At 44.0% G+C, this 19,296-nt stretch carries 9 protein-coding genes; 8 read left to right on the top strand and 1 reads right to left on the bottom strand.

Translation table 11 applies throughout. The annotated features are described in order from the left end of the window. Positions 1-42: 42 nt before the first annotated feature. Complete coding sequence (locus tag M1D30_RS05705) at positions 43-1,185, bottom strand: hypothetical protein (RefSeq protein WP_248507221.1); 1,143 nt, start codon at positions 1,183-1,185, stop codon at positions 43-45. Between the two features lie 113 nt (positions 1,186-1,298). On the opposite strand from M1D30_RS05705, the gene M1D30_RS05700 reads away from it, so the two are divergent. The 8 genes from M1D30_RS05700 to M1D30_RS05665 all read left to right on the top strand — a co-directional run bounded on the left by M1D30_RS05700 (position 1,299) and on the right by M1D30_RS05665 (position 19,294). Further along, positions 1,299-3,482, top strand: a complete 2,184-nt coding sequence (locus tag M1D30_RS05700) for a sodium-translocating pyrophosphatase (protein ID WP_248507219.1) — start codon at positions 1,299-1,301, stop codon at positions 3,480-3,482. 110 nt (positions 3,483-3,592) lie between these two features. Further along, the gene (locus M1D30_RS05695) at positions 3,593-4,756 is read left to right on the top strand and encodes a PP2C family protein-serine/threonine phosphatase (protein ID WP_248507217.1); all 1,164 of its coding nucleotides are present in this window, start codon (positions 3,593-3,595) and stop codon (positions 4,754-4,756) included. Between the two features lie 25 nt (positions 4,757-4,781). Next, positions 4,782-6,368, top strand: a complete 1,587-nt coding sequence (locus M1D30_RS05690; protein WP_248507216.1) for a hypothetical protein — start codon at positions 4,782-4,784, stop codon at positions 6,366-6,368. Beyond that, a complete protein-coding gene (locus M1D30_RS05685) occupies positions 6,365-9,184 on the top strand; it encodes an ATP-binding protein (protein ID WP_248507214.1) in 2,820 nt (939 codons plus the stop codon). The genes M1D30_RS05690 and M1D30_RS05685 overlap by 4 nt, the downstream gene beginning before the upstream one ends. A 7-nt stretch (positions 9,185-9,191) precedes the next feature. Further along, positions 9,192-10,013, top strand: a complete 822-nt coding sequence (locus tag M1D30_RS05680; protein ID WP_248507212.1) for a sensor histidine kinase — start codon at positions 9,192-9,194, stop codon at positions 10,011-10,013. After that, positions 10,010-12,430: a TonB-dependent siderophore receptor gene (locus M1D30_RS05675; RefSeq protein WP_248507210.1), complete on the top strand. Its 2,421-nt coding sequence runs from the start codon at positions 10,010-10,012 to the stop codon at positions 12,428-12,430. Before M1D30_RS05680 ends, M1D30_RS05675 begins: the two co-directional genes overlap by 4 nt. Before the next feature lie 2 nt (positions 12,431-12,432). Continuing rightward, positions 12,433-17,952, top strand: coding sequence for a non-ribosomal peptide synthetase (locus M1D30_RS05670; RefSeq protein WP_248507208.1), 5,520 nt, complete (start codon positions 12,433-12,435; stop codon positions 17,950-17,952). Between the two features lie 154 nt (positions 17,953-18,106). After that, positions 18,107-19,294 carry an ATP-binding protein gene (locus tag M1D30_RS05665; protein WP_248507207.1) on the top strand — a complete coding sequence of 396 codons (1,188 nt, stop codon included), beginning with the start codon at positions 18,107-18,109 and terminating at the stop codon, positions 19,292-19,294. The last annotated feature ends 2 nt before the right edge of the window (positions 19,295-19,296 follow it).

Here is a 19,296-nt window from a genome sequence, read left to right as displayed (position 1 = left end):
CACGGATTATACAAACCAAAAACTATAATATAATAATGTGGACTATGGGCGTTGAATCTTCATTTTATATGTTCCATCCGAATACTCAATACGCATAACCCGAACCAAATCATCATCTTTTGGCGACATAGCCAGAGCCACATGTCCCATCGTACGACGCATATTAATCTCTACGCACGGATGCAACTTTCCGTCGGCAATCATCATGTCAATGCCAAACGGGCCAACATATTTTCCACCCAGAATAGTTGGAAGACAACCACAAACTATTTGTTTTGTACTTTCAAGTAATTCGATTGATACATAATGACTTATCATCTCTTGTTTTCTATTCTCTGTAGCCAATATGTTACCAATATACGCACCATTAGCTGTATGAAACAAAGAAAGGCCTTCGTAACTAATCTTGCCGTCAGCATGGCACATGAATTCCATACCAAAATCCTTCGCTTTGTTATAGAAAGGTTCGGCCATCACACTCCCCTGCGCCGCAAGGACATTCTTTATCCATCCAGCATGCATAGACAGTGGAGCACGCTCTGAATCCAAAAAGCGCAAGCCTCGCCCACTCGACGACCAGGGAGCCTTTATCACCAGACGGCCGTATTGGCGCAGAAGTTCTTCAATCTCGAGGTCTGTAACACACTCGAACGACTCGCCTATGGTTCCTTCTTGGCGCAACATCGGCAGAAGTTTTGCAGATGTTCTGCGATGAGAAAGATTTCGAATATCATTCAATTGCTCGTCAGAAGGCAACAAGACATCGTCCACCCCACTCTTCTTCAACTGAAATTTCAGCGCTTTATCCCAGCCCCAAGGTAGGATTTTATCTAGTTCATTGCGTGTTTCAACCTGTTGGCATATAGGAAACACTTTGTTTCCTTTATAGAAACAAGTTGTTTCCTTTGTAGAAACAAGTTGTTTCCTTTGTAGAAACAAGTTGTTTCCATAGGGGAAACACGTTGTTTCGCCCAATTGACGCTTGAGAGACTGAACAAGTCGGAGATAATCGAATGATGCACGTTCAGGGTTTTCCACCAATACTGCATCACCTTCCTGAGCCCATAAAGCCGGCAGAAAGCCTAAGTCATAACGCAATTGACGCCCAGCGTGTGGCGCCGTAAAATTACTTAGATTAGATGCAAGTGCAATGTCGTGTTCCGGATTAAAAACGTGTAATATCATTCAGATTATTCTTTTGTTTGCAAAGTTACAAATATTTTATCGCAATTCTGCAACACATTAAGAATAATTTTGTATATTTGCACGCAGATTACAATAACTTAAAACATAAAACTATGACCATTCCTTTTGAATTCTGGCTCGTTCCCGTAGCCTCTGTTACCGCCTTGCTAATGGCATGGGCATTTTTCCGTAGTATGATGCAAGCCAATGAAGGCACGCCTCGCATGATTGAAATTGCTGGTCATGTGCGTCGTGGCGCTATGGCTTATCTGAAGCAGCAGTACAAGGTAGTACTTATTGTCTTTATCATCCTGGCCATCATCTTCTCAATCATGGCCTATGGCTTTGGAGTTCAAAACCCATGGGTGCCTTTTGCTTTCCTGACGGGCGGCTTCTTTAGCGGACTTGCAGGTTTCTTTGGCATGAAGACGGCGACCTATGCATCGGCAAGAACAGCCAACGCTGCACGCCAGAGTCTGGACAGCGGACTGAAGATAGCCTTTCGCAGTGGTGCTGTAATGGGACTAACCGTTGTTGGATTGGGACTTTTAGACATCGCGGCATGGTTTCTAGTATTAAACTTATTTGATGCCGACGGACTCATTTCCATCACAACAACCATGTTGACATTTGGTATGGGTGCATCTACGCAGGCACTATTTGCACGTGTTGGCGGTGGAATATATACAAAGGCAGCCGATGTTGGCGCCGATATTGTAGGAAAAGTTGAGGCCGACATTCCTGAGGACGACCCACGAAACCCTGCAACAATAGCCGATAACGTGGGCGATAACGTGGGCGATGTGGCTGGCATGGGTGCCGACCTATATGAGAGTTACTGCGGCTCCATACTGTCAACAGCCGCATTGGGAGCTGTAGCATTCGCCGCTTCTGGCGATATGCAACTAAAAGCCGTCATAGCTCCTATGCTCATTGCTGCCGCAGGTGTCTTTCTCAGTATTCTTGGCATCTATCTTGTCAAGACCAAAGAAGGCGCAACGATGCGCGATCTACTTCGTTCGCTTTCATTGGGAACAAACGTATCAGCAGCATTTATTGCCATTGCCACTTTTGGCATATTATATTTGCTTCAGATAGACAATTGGCTTGGATTGTCTTTCTCGGTTATCACTGGTCTGACTGCAGGCATCATTATCGGTCAGGCAACGGAATACTACACATCCCATTCGTATAAGCCTACACAAAAGATATCCGAAGCAGGACTCACAGGTTCGGCCACCGTCATCATCAAAGGTATTGGCACGGGCATGATGTCTACCTGTATCCCTGTGGTAACAATTGGTGTTGCCATCATGCTTAGCTATCTATTTGCCAATGGGTTCGAACTCGAAATGAATGCTGATGCCCTGTCACGAGGACTTTACGGAATTGGCATTGCTGCCGTTGGCATGCTTTCAACATTAGGCATCACACTGGCAACCGACGCCTACGGGCCCATTGCAGATAATGCTGGTGGTAATGCTGAGATGAGCGAACTGGGCGAAGAGGTTCGACATCGCACAGATGCGCTTGATGCGCTTGGCAACACAACGGCGGCCACCGGCAAGGGATTTGCTATTGGCTCTGCCGCCCTAACGGCACTGGCGCTATTGGCCTCATATATAGAAGAGGTGAAGATTGCCATGCATCGCTCTGGCAGTTATATAGTGAATTTGGCAGGTGACGAAATAGATGCCATCAATGCCACCATTCCCGACTTTATGAACTTTTTCCAAATTAATCTGATGAACCCTCGTGTATTGGTAGGCGCATTCATCGGTGCCATGGCCGCATTCTTGTTCTGCGGCCTAACGATGGAAGCTGTAGGTCGTGCTGCTCAGAAAATGGTGGAAGAAGTTCGACGCCAATTCCGAGAAATCAAAGGAATTCTTGAAGGAACAGGAACACCCGACTATGGCTCATGTGTTGAAATATCCACACGCGCGGCTCAGCATGAGATGATTCTCCCTTCACTCTTAGCCATTGCCATTCCCATCATTGTGGGCTGTGTTCTGGGCATTGCTGGCGTACTGGGACTTCTTGTAGGTGGTCTGTCAAGCGGATTCACCTTAGCCGTATTTATGGCCAACGCAGGAGGAGCCTGGGACAATGCAAAGAAGATGGTAGAGGAAGGTAACTTCGGCGGCAAAGGTTCTTTTGCCCATAAAGCCACCATTGTAGGCGATACAGTAGGAGATCCCTTCAAAGACACCTCCGGCCCTTCTCTTAATATTCTCATCAAGCTCATGTCAATGGTGAGTATTGTGATGGCAGGACTGACAGTTTTATTCTCATAAAGGAAAGAAACAAGCGAAACAACCAAATAAAGAAAAATTAAGTATTTATTTGGTTGTTTCAGCTTTTTATATTAATTTTGCCAACATAAATTTAACATTCCACCAACAATATGCCAATAAAAATACTTAGTGTAGACGACGAGAACGATCTGGAACTGCTATTAACTCAGTACTTCAGAAGAAAAATAAGAAAAGGAGAATATGAATTCCATTTCGCCCACAATGGCATTGAAGCATTAACCATGATGCTTCAACACAAGGATTTCGACATTATTCTTAGTGACATAAACATGCCTGAAATGGACGGATTAACGCTTCTCACCAAGATCAACGAGATGCAGAATCCTGCCATGAAATGCATCATGGTTTCTGCCTATGGTGACATGGGGAACATTCGTCAGGCCATGAACAATGGTGCTTTCGATTTTGCTACCAAGCCCATTGACCTAGACGACTTAAGCGTAACCATCGAAAAAGCTATAGAGCAAATTGACTATATTAAGAAGACACAGCGTGAGCACACGCAACTGGAATCGCTTAAGACCGATTTGGCAGTAGCAGGAGAAATTCAGCAGGCCATTTTGCCACGCGTATTTCCTCCTTTCCCTGAGTTTGAAAAGGTCATTGACTTAGCCGCATCCATGACGCCTGCAAAGGATGTGGGTGGCGATTTCTATGATTTCTTCCGCATCGACAACGAAAGAATTGGATTAGTGATGGCCGATGTCAGCGGCAAAGGCGTACCTGCAGCCATTTTCATGGCCGTGAGCCGAACCCTTATCAGAGCCATTGGCATGCAAGGAAATACGCCTTCAGACACTATCAGACAGGCAAACGAACTGCTTTGCAAGGAGTCTGTCAATTGTATGTTTGTCACAGTGTTCTATGCCATCTTCAACATACATACTGGACAGATAGAATATTGTAATGCTGGACATAATTCTCCCTATATTATTCATGCTGACAAACATGTGGATTGTCTTCCCTTAAGCGGCAACTGTATGATAGGCGCCATTGAGGGACTTAACTTTGAGGAGGGAAAGATACAACTCAACCAAGGGGACACATTAGTAATGTTTACAGATGGGGTTAACGAAGCCGTAAACACTAGTTTTGAAGAATATGGTGATAAACGCTTTATAAATATTCTTGAAACAGCAGCGTCTAACGACTGCAAAGAACTGATTAACGATATTCTTGCTGATGTAAAGGGATTCACAGGTGATGCGCCACAGAGCGATGACATCACCATCCTCACCATGAAGAGACTATAATGTATAACAATAAAAGGGAAATCCAGTGAAAGCATCGCTCAGAAGAAATATCACATGGAGCATAGTCACAGGAATACTAGGTGTTGGATGCATCTTGGGCTACACTATGTACCAGCGCGAAAGAAGCAAGGGTGAAAATCTGGAAACACAACTTGCACAACTCTCGAAAAAGGAGAGGCAATCGTTTATCGTGCAGCGTATCAGCAGCCAGATGGAGGAGATTGCCAAAGAACAGCAATATATCAGTGATCAGCAACGCAAGGAGGCTATCGAGCAGAAAAATATTGCTAACGACATGCGACAAAAGGCAGAGCTTGAACAGCATAAAGCCCAAGAAGCAGAGCGAGCTGCCAGACTATCAGAGAGTAAAGCTATCGAGGCTTCTGGCATTGCAGAAACACAGCGTGCTCTTGCCGTACAAAGACTACTTGACGCAGAATATTCGCGAAGAGTGGCCGACACACTGAGTTTCCTCGCCCTGGCCCGTAACCTTGGTTCCAGAGCAACTATCCAGCATAATACTGGCAACACAGAATTGGCTGCTCTATTGGCCTACGCATCATATACTTATACCAATCGCTATCTTGGTGATGTATACAACCCAGCCATCTACGAATCGTTGGCGCTGACAAGCAAAAACAACGTACAATGGTCTGTTGGCCGAGGAACAATCATACAGACGAAAAAGGTACCTACCACAGAGAACACCATCATTGCCATCACTAATTATGGTGAGGTGACTTATAACGAGATTAAGAATGGACGCCAGCAAACCAGGACGCTATTCTCTGATAACAAATATGACTTACGTGACGTTATTTTTATTGGCAGCAACTACTACATCGTTAGTCATACAGGACATTTGCTGAAAGGCAAAGGTAACAACGTGCAAGAGGTTCTTGTTGATGGAGCATATCATCCCCTCAGAATCTTCCAAAAGAAACAAGACCAAATCATTGTCGTTGCAGAGAAAAGTATACACCTGCTAGATGCCTCTACCCTACGCCCAATAAAAATGTTGCGCCTGGACTTTGAAGCAAAAACTGCTGGCGAAGACCCAACACACATATTTTTATTTGACAACAAAGGTGGTATGTATATCGTGGACACGCAATTGGACAAGATAACGAAATCGAAACTGCCTTTCAGTCAAACAGTTACAGCATACAACTATGACACAAGTACAGGAGCTAAGGCATACGGAACTATTGATGGATCAATCTATTATTTTGAACCATCTGGAAAGATGCACCGTTTAGTGGGACATCGTTCCAGGGTTTCAAGACTGGAATTTGAAAACGACCTGCTGTATTCTACCAGTTATGATGGCACTGTAAGGTTCTGGAAGACAAATGCAGACAAGATTGATCCAATAACAGTGATGAATTCCAATCAATGGATTGTCACATTCACCATAGCAAGTGACAGGAAACATGTATGGACAGGTGACCAGCATGGAAACATTAACTATACAGACATCTCCGCCGAGATGATGGCAGAAAAAGTGCGTGCTAACCTAAAACGCAAATTTACAAAGGATGAATGGGACCTCTATATTGGAAGTAATTTCGCAGACATGCCCTATGAGTCATATCTAAATAATGGCCTATGAGACATCTAAGACTATATATTGTCATCACGATTCTGACACTAATGGCACCTATGAGGTCTGGCTCACAGGTATTGCCACTGCTCAAGAATTATACGCCTGAGAACTATCATGCGCATAACGTGAACTACGACATCTATGTTGACCAGAACGGCATTGTGTATGTGGCAAACTTCGAAGGACTACTATACTACGACAGAGCTAACTGGCACATCATACACACCCCAGGAATCACACGTATCACCTCGCTCTATTGTGATAAGAAAGACCAAATCTGGGCTGGCGGATATAACTTTCTTGGATATCTTAAAACGAATAACAGAGGAATTCTTGGACTACATTCCCTTGATATTAAGAATCTGCATGGTGAGGTAAGCCAACTTCAAGAGGTTAATGGGGTGCTTACTTTCCGCATGTCTAATGGAAAAGCATATCAAGTGAATGGGAATACTGTAAAGGAAATATCGGCCAACCAACTTAAATATCAAGAACATAGCGATTCGCAGAAACTGACTTTTAACGATGGACTCAAGGTGGAAGTAATAGAGTCGAACGGACTGCGAATCATAGATAAAGACAACAAAACGGTTTGTCATTTCACAGAAGACAAAGGACTCTGCGACAACACTATCAACAAAATATCGTACGATGGACATGGTACTCTATGGGGGGCCACAAACAAAGGAATTTTTACCATAGCAATCCCTTCGAAATACTCGCACTTCACAGCGGCAGACGGACTGAAGGGTGAAATTACTGACATTAAGGAACTAAATTCCACCATATATGTCAGCACCACAAATGGTGTTTACAGATGCGAAGCCTATAATCTCAATCTCGTAGAGGGAATCGGGAATGGTTGCTCACAACTTTATCAAACAGGAAACTCGTTACTAGTCGCCACAGGACTTGGTGTCTATAACATTCCTGCCAATGGCCCTGCAACAAAATTATCTAACCAAAGTGCTATCTCTGTGATGGGAACACCCGACAAGTTCTATTGTGGCGAGCTTAACAAGGTGATGCTTTATACTAATGGAAAGCCTTCACATATTGCAGATATTGAGAAAGCAACGAATATTCACATAGATAACGAACAAAGTCTTTGGATTCAGGACATTTATGGTCAGGTATGGAAAAGAGAAAAGAACGCTGACCGTTTCTCACTGACATCAGACAATCAGACGGTGGCAACAATGATTATCAAGGATGATAAAGTGAACATTGTAACATCGTCCGACACCATATATCCCTTATTCACCAATTCCGACGATATGGGATATACTTGGCTTACAAACTATGAAGGCAAGCACTTGTATGCACAAAAAGATGGCAAACGAATAAACACCTTTGCCGAAGTAATTGCTCCCCTATCCAATTACGCTATCAAAGCGTTATATCATCAGGATGGTTTTCTATGGCTTGGCGGTGAGTTTGGACTGATTTCTATTGGATACAATTACTACGATGCCGCGATGGACACCAAGCCAGAACTTTTTATCCGCAGTATTGCACTCAACAATGACAGCATTATATGGGGAGGATTCGGCACATTACCTGAGAGTTTGCCTGCTTTTGACAGCGACAATCGTAATATTTCCATATCGTTCTCAACAGCCTACTCCACCTTAGTTGGTGAGACACACTACAGATATCGCATTAATGGAGGAACCTGGACATCGTGGTCAACTAGTCCGATAGCCTCTTTTCAGAACCTGGCCTACGGAAAATACGTCTTTGAGGTTCAAGCCATTGATGCCTTTGGACGTCATACTGCCCCAAAAATCGTAGAATTCAGCATACGCTATCCATTCTACATGAAGTGGTATATGGTTGTTATATACACCATTTTCATCGTGTTAATCGTCTATTTCATTGCGAAATTAAGATTACGCCATCTGGAGCAGGAAAAGGTTAGATTGGAGAACATAGTGCAGGAACGAACATCGGAGGTTATTGCACAGAAGAATGAAATTGAAGAGAAATCTGTACGCTTACAGTCTGCACTCGATGAACTGGCTCAGACACAGCACGAACTAATTCGCCAGGAGAAGATGGCTACGGCTGGTAAGTTGACACAAGGACTTATTGATCGTATTCTCAACCCGATGAACTACATCAATAATTTCTCGAAACTGTCGTGTGGGCTATTGAAAGACCTCAAGGCAAACATTGAGGAAGAGGAAGAGCACATGACTCAGGATACCTTTGAGGACACGATGGATGTTATCGATATGCTAGACCAGAACCTGCAGAAGGTGGAGCAGCATGGTATGAACACTACTCGCACGCTGAAGGCTATGGAGGAGATGCTGAAAGACCGTAGTGGTGGCATCATCGCTATGGATTTTGTTCCTGTATTACATCAGAACGAGGAGATGGTTCATAACTATTTTGACGCTGACATCAAGAAATATGGCATCAAAACCACGTTCAACATTCCTATGGATACTATTAACATCAAGGGAAATCCTGAGCAGATGAGTATGACGATGATGAGTATTCTGGGCAATGCCATCTATGCCGTTGTCAAGAAGGCACAGCGCGAGCAGTACTCACCAGAAGTTCGTGTCAGCGTCAGCACCTCAGATGACCATTATATTATTACCATACGCGATAATGGTATTGGTATCGAGGATACTATCATAGACAAGATTTTCGACCCCTTCTTTACCACGAAACCTACTGGCGAGGCTGCTGGTGTAGGACTGTATCTAAGCCGTGAGATTATTCAGAACCTCAGCGGTGACATCAGTGTAAAGTCAGAGAAGGACGTTTATACAGAATTCACAATCACATTACCAATTCTTCAAAATTGATACGACTATGGAGAAGCAAATGGAAGACCTGCAACAGAAACTGAAGGAACAGGAGAAACTGGCATCGCTGGGACTACTCAGTGCAGGCATAGCCCATGAAATTCAAAACCCGCTGAACTTTGTCATCAACTTCAGCAAGATATCAGACAAGCTGTTGGGCGACCTGACCGATATTGTTGAGGACAACGAGGATAAGCTGTCTGACGATGACCGTGAGGAAGTGGAAGATATCGTAGCCGACCTGAAAGAGAATATGGCAAAGATTGTAGAGCATGGCGAACGCGCCATCAGCATCATACAAGGCATCCTACTCATCTCGCGAGGCAAGGACAACGAATTCCTGCCCACCGACATATGTCATCTGGTGAAGGAATATATATGGCTGTCCTATCATGCCATGCGTGCCAACAACAAGAATTTCAACATTGCCATCCACGAGAACTATCAGGAGGGATTGCCCAAGTTTATGGTTATTCCACAGGATCTGAGTCGTGCAGTCCTCAACGTGATGAACAACGCTTGCTATGCCGTATGGAAGAAATCAGAGTCAACTCCTGCCGACTATCAGCCAGAGGTCAATGTTAGTGTGACACTCAATAATAATCAGATTGTTATCTCTCTGGCTGACAATGGTGAAGGTATGACAGAAGAAGTGAAACAACGTCTCTTTGAGAACTTCTTTACCACCAAGCCCGTTGGACAAGGTACCGGACTTGGAATGGCTATCACTCGCGACATCATAGAAAACAAACATGGAGGAAAACTGTCGTTTGAGTCAACAGAAGGAAAGGGTACTACATTTACGCTCACCATACCAATAAAAAGATGAAGAATAGATTATACCTTGTTATATATATAATAGTTGCTATACTCGCGCCTCATCATACAAAGGCTCAAGATAACAACGAATTTCGCCAAATCTACTTGCAGGCGGAGGAAGAGTATCAAGTGGGGCGATTGGAACAGGCTTTGGATTTATTACAATCCAACATCAATGGATTTGATGGCAATCTGAAGCAAAATGCCTATCGTTTGATTGCGCTTTGTTATATGGCACAAGATAACACATCACAATCAGAGAACTATGCAAAACTTTTGCTTCATGAAAATCCCTACTACACTTCCATTCAAGACCCAGTACGTTTTGAAGATTTGATTAGACGTCTGAAGACTGGACGTTCTGCAACAGTGACGACTGCATCTAGTCAGGCAGAAAGTGTCAACGAGGCGCCTGTTCCTGTAACGATTATTACATCTGAGATGATTGAAATGCTGGGCTATAACAAGAACCTCAATCAGATTCTTGCTGCATATATCCCTGGTGTCTCAGAAGTAGCCTCTTCGAATCTCGACAACATCGCCATACATGGCGCCTATACCAGTAGTCAGGAGAATATCCTTATCATGGAGAATGGTCATCGAATGAATACACGTTCTACTAACCTAGGACGCACCGACTATGCTATCAACACCCAGAAGATAGACCATATAGAGGTGCTTCGAGGTCCGGCCTCATCTCTTTATGGCAATGTGGCTCTTACCGCTGTGGTCAATATCATCACGAAGGATGGCACCAGTGTTAATGGTCTCTCGGCTCAATATGGCTATGGTTCTCTGCACACACACAAAGCAGACTTACTGGCTGGAACGCATTTTATGAATTGCGATGTATTTGCCTGGGCATCTCTATATAGTTCTGCTGGTGAAGATCGTTATCTTTCTGCTGAACTGGATCAGTCTTTGGATATTTACAGAGTAGCAGGCCCTCCATCTACTTATGGTGGTTATGCTCATATCAACAAATACACAGAAAAGCCTTCATACGACATTGGCGTAAACATCAAACTAAACGACTTCAACCTAATGTTCTCACGTAAAAGCGGTAAGAAGACACAACAGTATTCGGTGTTGGCTCATGCATATGACTACGATTCCTACCGCTGGTTTGATGGTCAGAAGCCAGGCTATAGTATTGAGGAAAACCATGCTGACTTGAATTACAGCAAGACGTTTGGTGATTTTTCTCTAAATGCTTCTATTTATGGCGACTGGTATAGTATTAGTGACTATAGTGTTGCTTCCGATGCAATGTACTATAATGAGTTTAACGAGGATGGTTCTCCAAAGAAAGATGAGCAAGGAAACGAGATTTATACACTTTGGGATGGTGCATACCAGATTTATGACTGGAAAGAAATGACCATCGGTGCATCAGTAAGAGGCGACTATAATTACACCATAGGTAAAATGAAAGGTAACTTCTTGGCTGGTATTCAGTTTGAGAATTTCTCCTTGTATGATACCTATGGATTAGTAGGTAGAAACTATGATGGCGTTGAACTTTTCTTTGCAGAAAAGAACAATACTATTAAGACAGGACATGAGAACAACATCTCATTCTTTATGCAAGGCAAGCATTATTTTACATCGAAACTCATCTTGAATGCAGGCATACGATTCGACAGTAAATATCGCGCTAATGGTGCCCGCATCAATGCCTTGTCGCCTCGTTTGGCATTCATCTACACACCATCGAGAGAACTGAGCATGAAATTGTCTTATTCTCGCTCTTTCGTTGATGCGCCTTATTTTTATCGTTTGAACACCGACAATACCTATAAGGGTAGCGTTGATTTGAAACCAGAATACCTGAATGCCATACAGTTTAATGTCATGGGAGACATCTTACCCATCAATCTTACCTATGACGTCAACCTGTTCTACAACAGATTCTCTGATATCATGTATTCTGTTCCTGACGCAGGAATTGAAGATGCCAAGTATCGTAATTCTGGTAGATTGGAAACCATTGGTGCTGAGTGCAGCCTACACTACAATAGCAAACGAATAAAGGCGAACTTAACGTCCAGCCACACGCGTCTACTGCATGCCAAAGACTATCCTTTCAGAGATCATCATATCTATGCTGTACCCGACTTTATCAACAATATACAGTTGATGTATGATGTATTGGCAAAAACTAATCACCATCTCTGGCTAACGGCAAATACCAAGATCAACAGTAAGTTTTATGTTCAGATTCCTGGGAATGACGACAACGAATGTTCTGGCAATACCGTCTTCGACCTAGGTGCCCGTTATCTGTTGGGTAAGCACATGACCATACAATTAGATTGTGAAAACGTATTAGACAAAACCACATATATGTCAGGAGCAACCCTGATTGCAATGCCTTGGTACAATCCCGGACGTACCGTATTAGCTTCTATCAAATATAATCTGTAAGCATGAAAGACCTCTTTAGAAACATAGCAAACCGTCATACATCTGAAATTGCACTCATCTTCGGAAAACAGAGCGCCACATACCAAGAGTTGGATATTCTCTCGAACAAGATAGCGCAACTGATTATTGAAAGTGGACTGGCGCCAATGGAGTGTCCCTTTATTGGTTTGTACTCTTCACGCACCTTTTACACGATTCCCATGATGCTTGGCATTTGGAAAGCCGGTTTTGCCTATGTTCCAATGGACCCCAAATTATCCACTGAACGTATTGACTATATTCTGGATGATTGTAAACTTAGCGTAATACTGACTGATACAGACAGTAATACTCTCTCAGCTAAGTATCCCCACATCCAATGGATAACCATCAATGAGTCTATTTTAAAAGCAGTCAGTCCTGCTCCCATTTCCGTACAGTCGAATGCCTACGCATACGTCATCTATACTTCCGGCACCACAGGCAGGCCTAAAGGTTCTCCCATCACACAGGCTGGGTTGCGCAATCTCATTGAAGCACGCCAGCAGTTGATTCCTCCTGCAGAGAACACGCTTGAGACGAGTCTTGCCAGCATTGTTTTCGACTACTCCATCTGGGAAATCTTCTGTCCGATGATGACGGGAACTCCCGTTTATTTCCTGAGCGAACAGGAGAGAAATAATCCACAATTGATTGCAGAACTATTGGAAAAGCGACCCATAACAACATTCAGTATCACACCAACACATCTGTCTGTTGTTCCGTTCAATCACTACCCTCATCTGAAATATCTAACTGTTGCAGGTGAATCGTGCCCAGAGCCTCTGATTCGTAAATGGCAGAAGCTCTGCAAGGTGATTAATGCATACGGTCCTACTGAGACCACGGTAGTTACTGTTGCTGGCATCATGACGCCCGATGGACCCGCCAACGATATCGGCATGCCTTTTCAAGGTGTCAGCTGTTACATATTGGATGAACATCTACACCAGATTCCACAGGGTGAACGCGGTGAACTCTATATCGGCGGTATACAACTGTCTGGCGGCTATCTGAACAACGAAGAGCTAAATAAGCAGAAATTTGTTGCTAATCCCTATGCCGACCAGAATCCTTCCGCCCCTATCCTTTATGCCAGTGGCGATTTGGTTTATCAGCAGCCTAACGGACATATCATCTATTGCGGACGCAAGGATAGTCAGGTAAAGATACGTGGTTTTCGTATTGAGCTGGGTGAAGTAAAAACGGCTTTAGAAAAGTGTGAGTCAGTAGAATCTGCTACCGTAGAAGCCGTAGAACAAGGCGGTCAGAAGTATCTTCGTGCTTTTGTAAAAGCCTCAGTAACACCATTTAATCCAGCTCAGCTGCGCGAAGAACTGAAAGGCAAACTTCCGCATTACATGATTCCATCCCGTATCATCGAGGTAGAGGCTATTCCCAAGACCATCAATGGCAAGGCCGACTTTCAAGCCTTAGCAGCAATGATACCTTCTGAGCAACTGCAAGATGATGTTTGCGGAGATGTAGAACGTAAGATTGCTGCCATCTGGCACCACATATTAGGCGATGCCACACCATTCGATTCTGATAGTGATTTTATCGGAGTGGGCGGTGATTCCATCTCTATCATATTGATGACGGAACAGATACGAGAGAAATTTAATATCCATATAACCATCGAGGCTGTCTATTCCCATCTGAAACTACGTCAGTTGGCAGCATTCATTGGTTCAGCTGTACAAAGAGGAAATAACATATCGTCCTCATCCCAGGCTATAGACCTCAAGGCTGTTCCCCTATCCTACTATCTTCAGAATGTCTATGTGCATTGCCAACTCAATCAACAAGCATCGTTGGCATACAATCTCGTAGAGCTGATTCCCTTTGGGGTGTCGCTGAACAAAGAGCGACTCTTAACGGCATGGAACAAACTTATACAGATTCAGGATGCTTTTCGTGCGACATTCTATACGGATAGCACAGGAAAGTATTATATGAGAGTTAACGACGTTGAGACATTGACCGATATTCCTGAATACAGTATTGCCGATGATGAGGCTGCAAGAATATTAGTCACAGAACGTCTGTCACGTCCGTATGACTTAAAGAACGGACCACTCTATTTTATTGAACTCTACCATGATGCCGACGGACGCTATCTGCTTGCTGTCTATACTCATCATCTCATTTCCGATGGATGGTCGCTCGACAAACTAAGCAAGCAACTCTATGCCTTGTACGAAAAGAAAGAAGTTACTGTGACGGGCAGTTTTGCCAACTATGTTTTTGACACCTACGAGAAGGAACAAAGCTCTTTGGGGACAGACAGCAAACAGTATTGGGATCACTATCTGCAGGATATTCCAGATTTGAAGTTACAAGGTTTCAATACAGATTCCGACAATACAGATTATGCTACGGGATGCGTTTGTACCCGTATGGATGCTGCTTTATCAGAAGCCATCCAGCAGTATTGTTCGCGACACCATGTCACGCTGTTCTCTTTCTTGTCATCGGCATTCATGCTTATTATCAGTCGCATCTCCCGACAGCAACAATTCACGATAGGTTATCCTTCTTCTGGTCGATTATCATCTACTGATTTCGATATAGTGGGATACTACGTTCATCCATATCCTTTGAAGTTTGAAAGCTCTCTATTTGACCTAACTTTCTGTGAGCTGTGCAGTCATACGATGAAAGATATCTGCGAGGCTGCAACCCATCCCTATGCACTTGTGAAGTTACCCTCTTTCAATTTTACGTTAGAGGAAAAGCGCTATGAGACCAATATCGGTGTTAATCTACCTTATCAGTTGGCTCCACTGACACTGACAATTGATAGCAATGAGCAGGATCTTCAATGCAGATGGCTCTATAGGCAGTCTATGGCCGAGCAGAAGGATGTGGAATTACTGAATCGCTGCTATTTGGCATTGCTACAAAACATCATCAATGATAACGATCAGCACACGCTGAGGTCAGTTTCAATGATTGACAAGTCTGAATATGATAGACAAGTGAGCCTTAACACACTTTCTCCACTTTCAATGCCCAAAGAGACTATCATTGATGTTTTCCTTCGTCAGGTAGAACAATATCCTAACCATCTGGCCCTGAAAGACGAGATTGGCAGTTATACCTACCAACAGCTCAACGAAGTCTCTTGTCATTTGGCAGCAGCCCTGATGTCTGACGGACTCCCTCAGGGGGCTGTAGGCATCTATTGCGAGCGTTCTTCCCAATCTCTTGCCACCATTCTGGGCATTGTCCGTGCTGGATGTTTCTACGTGCCACTCAACGACTCCTATCCCAAGGAACGCCTGCGTCATATCATGACAGATAGTGGTATGCAGCGCATCGTGACAACACGAAATATGCAGAAGGATATTGAGGGACTGGTTCCATCGGTTCACATCTATTACATGGAAGACATGTTGGAGGGTGAAACCAACATCATGTCACATCCTGAGATAACACCATCTACGCCAGCCTACATGATTTATACGTCTGGTACGACAGGTCAACCAAAAGGTGTTATTGTGCCTCATGGTAGCGTAGTTTCGATGGTAACGACAGGCGCACTAGGCGTCTATTGTCCCACGGCTGATGATCGCATCATTCAGTTCTCTACCTATATCTTTGATGCTTCCGTCATTGATATTTTCTGTACTCTGCTCACAGGTGCCACTCTGATAACGGCTCCAGAATCCATGAAGAAAGACCCTGAGCGCTTGTTCCAACTGATGGAAGAGGAACAGATTACCTGGGCATGCATTCCTCCTGCATTCCTGCATTCTTGCCATAAGGATCCTACGTCCTCGCTCAAGACCATCCTCGTTGGAGGCGAGTCGCCCAGTCAGGAAATCATCTCCCGCTATCGCAACATCCGATTCATTAACGGCTATGGTCCTACGGAAAATACCGTTTGTAGTACCAGCCACACCTACAGTCAGGACACAACGCAGGATTCCAACTGTATCGGCAAGCCCCTGCAAGGTGTAACCTGCTATGTTCTCGATGATGACCACAACCTCGTGCCTGATGGTGTTGTTGGTGAACTATATCTTGGCGGTCTGCAACTGGCTTCAGGCTATCATAACCGTCCTGAACTCAATGAGAAGTGTTTCATCACTAATCCCTTTGCCAACAAGATCGACCTAAAGCAAGACATTAACACACGTCTCTACGCCACTGGCGATATGGTGTGTCGCAAAGCTGACGGGTTGCTTTATTTTATGGGGCGAAAGGACTTCCAAATTAAGTTACGTGGTTATCGTATTGAGTTGGCAGAAATCGAGAATACCCTTCAAAATCACCCCGATGTGCAGCAATGTGTGGTTGAAGTTCGACAGATGGGTGATACTAATCAGTTGGTAGCTCATATAGAAACAGCAAACAGTCTGTTGACTGCTGCCGGCCTACGCACCTGGCTTTCAGAAAAACTGTCCGCCTACATGATACCTGCCTATTGGAGTTTTTCTGACCACTTCCCCCTAACGCATAACGGAAAGATAGATCGTACCCGCTTGCCAGAACCTCAACCGTGTACTACTGGAGGTGATAACAACGAAGAGTTGCTAGAGGTGGAACGTCGTTGTCGTTTTGCAATCTCTACAATTGTCGGCATCGAAGCCGAGGACATCGATGTCAATGCAAATCTCATGGAAGAAATCGGAATGAACTCACTGCAGATTCTTGAGTATGTCAGTCTGATGCAGGCACGTGGCTATCAGATACACGCCGCCGATGTCTATCATTGCAAGACCATCCGAAAACTGACAGACTTTATGGAGTCAAACAAAGAACCGCTGACACAGGAACAGATAGATGGCAGGGTCATCTATTTCTCTACGCCAGACAATCGTCATAAACCTCTGCTCATCGTTTGTTCTGGCACCCCCTATTTCGAGGCGTTCTACATGAATCTCCATCGTGTATTCAAGGACCAATACACCATTCTCGTGATTGAGACTGCCAGCGAATTCTATTCACTTAATCCCGATTTCCCCATAGACATGGATGCGCTGATGGCAGAGTATGCGCGAATACTCCGTCCCATTCTAAAAGACCGCACCACGCCAATTTTGACCACAGGTCTTTGTCTGGGTGGAGACATGGCTCTTCGTCTGGCTGTGGAACTTGATAAAGAGAACATTGCTCGTCCTTCAGCCATCATTATCGATGGTTTTGCAGGCAGGTCGAAATATGGCGCTGATTGGGGCGGTATGGTTGTTGAGCCTGGTATCTCAGAAGATGTAGTTAAGTTCCGTAATCATGTCTTACACACCCTCTCTGGTTCTTTCATTCAACGTCATTATTCGGGTCCTGCACATCTGATTATGTGTACAGATTTTGAAGATGCGCCAGGGCAGACCCGTGAAGAGGCGATTGCTCATTTCCCCGTCAACAAGGCAAATTGGAAAGAAGCACAGCCTGACATGCCAATCACTTTTGTAAATTCTGTCCACATGCAGATGGTACATGACCCTGAGAACCTTAGAATCGTGAAACAGATCGTCGACCGCTATGCCTTTGGTTGAAAAAGGAATAAAGGGAAATAATAACGAGAAAAAGAGATTCTCCTTCCATCTTTTATATAAAAAAGAGATGAAATTATGAGATTTTGCTATTTAGAGTTTGCAATTTAAAGAAATAATTAGTACCTTTGCAACAGCAAAACAATAATTCACTGGAATGGAAGCTTTCTATCGCACGCATCGCTATTTGGTTGAACATGTTAATGCCCCTATACGTCGTACCCTTATGGATGAGATTGATTGGGACTGCAGACTCATTGGTATCAAAGGCACGCGTGGTATTGGGAAGACCACGTTTCTTCTTCAGTACGCCAAAGAGAATTTCTCGATAGAAGACCGTCAATGTCTCTATGTGAACATGAACAACTTCTATTTTCAGGGGCACGGCATAGCTGAGTTTGCGGACAAGTTTTATCACAAAGGTGGCCGTGTGTTGCTCATTGATCAGGTTTTTAAGCAACCCAACTGGAGCACAGAACTCCGCAAATGCTACGACCTCTACCCTGGCCTAAAGATTGTGTTCACAGGAAGTAGCGTGATGCGATTAAAAGATGAAAACCCTGAGTTGAACGGCATTGTCAAGTCATACAACCTGCGTGGCTTCTCTTTCCGCGAGTTCATCAATTTGCAGACGGGCAACAATTTCCGCCCATACACTCTAGATGAGATCCTGAACGACCACGAGCATATCATCAAGCAGATACTACCCAATGTATCGCCCAACCGCTATTTCCAGGACTATATTCATCATGGATTCTATCCATTCTTCAAGGAGCAGCGCAACTACTCAGAGAACCTACTCAAGACGATGAACATGATGACTGAGGTAGACATTCTGCTTATCAAACAAATAGAACTGAAATATCTCACCAAGATAAAAAAACTCTTCTACCAGTTGGCAGAAGAGGGTCCCAAGGCTCCAAACGTCAGTCAGTTAGCCAAAGACATAGAGACCAGCCGCGCCACAGTGATGAACTATATCAAATACCTCACTGACGCCCGCCTTCTGAATATGATATATCCTGTAGGTGAAGAATTTCCCAAGAAGCCATCAAAGGTGATGCTTCACAATTCCAATCTTCTATATGCCATCTATCCTATCCACGTAGAAAAGCAGACAGCCATGGAGACTTTCTTCGTGAACTCATTGTGGAAGGACCATAAGGTAAATCAATCTGGGCGTGATCAATCTTATATAGTAGACGGCAAATTAAAATTCCGAATCTGCGATGCCGATGTTCATACAAAGATACGCTATTCTACCGACACTATTTATGCACGTTACAACACAGAGATTGGCAAGGACAACCAGATTCCCCTTTGGCTCTTAGGATTCTTGTACTAAAT

Source organism: Prevotella sp. E15-22 (assembly GCF_023204875.1).
GTDB lineage: Bacteria > Bacteroidota > Bacteroidia > Bacteroidales > Bacteroidaceae > Prevotella.
The sequence above is the reverse complement of the archived record's forward strand: the minus strand, read 5'-3'. Positions and strand labels throughout refer to the sequence as shown.

Bases quoted from the DNA above. Each gene is read 5' to 3' on its own strand.
- M1D30_RS05705 (WP_248507221.1), bottom strand. From the start codon at position 1,185: ATGATATTACACGTTTTTAATCCGGAACACGACATTGCACTTGCATCT.
- M1D30_RS05700 (WP_248507219.1), top strand. From the start codon at position 1,299: ATGACCATTCCTTTTGAATTCTGGCTCGTTCCCGTAGCCTCTGTTACC.
- M1D30_RS05695 (WP_248507217.1), top strand. From the start codon at position 3,593: ATGCCAATAAAAATACTTAGTGTAGACGACGAGAACGATCTGGAACTG.
- M1D30_RS05685 (WP_248507214.1), top strand. From the start codon at position 6,365: ATGAGACATCTAAGACTATATATTGTCATCACGATTCTGACACTAATG.
- M1D30_RS05680 (WP_248507212.1), top strand. From the start codon at position 9,192: ATGGAGAAGCAAATGGAAGACCTGCAACAGAAACTGAAGGAACAGGAG.
- M1D30_RS05675 (WP_248507210.1), top strand. From the start codon at position 10,010: ATGAAGAATAGATTATACCTTGTTATATATATAATAGTTGCTATACTC.
- M1D30_RS05670 (WP_248507208.1), top strand. From the start codon at position 12,433: ATGAAAGACCTCTTTAGAAACATAGCAAACCGTCATACATCTGAAATT.
- M1D30_RS05665 (WP_248507207.1), top strand. From the start codon at position 18,107: ATGGAAGCTTTCTATCGCACGCATCGCTATTTGGTTGAACATGTTAAT.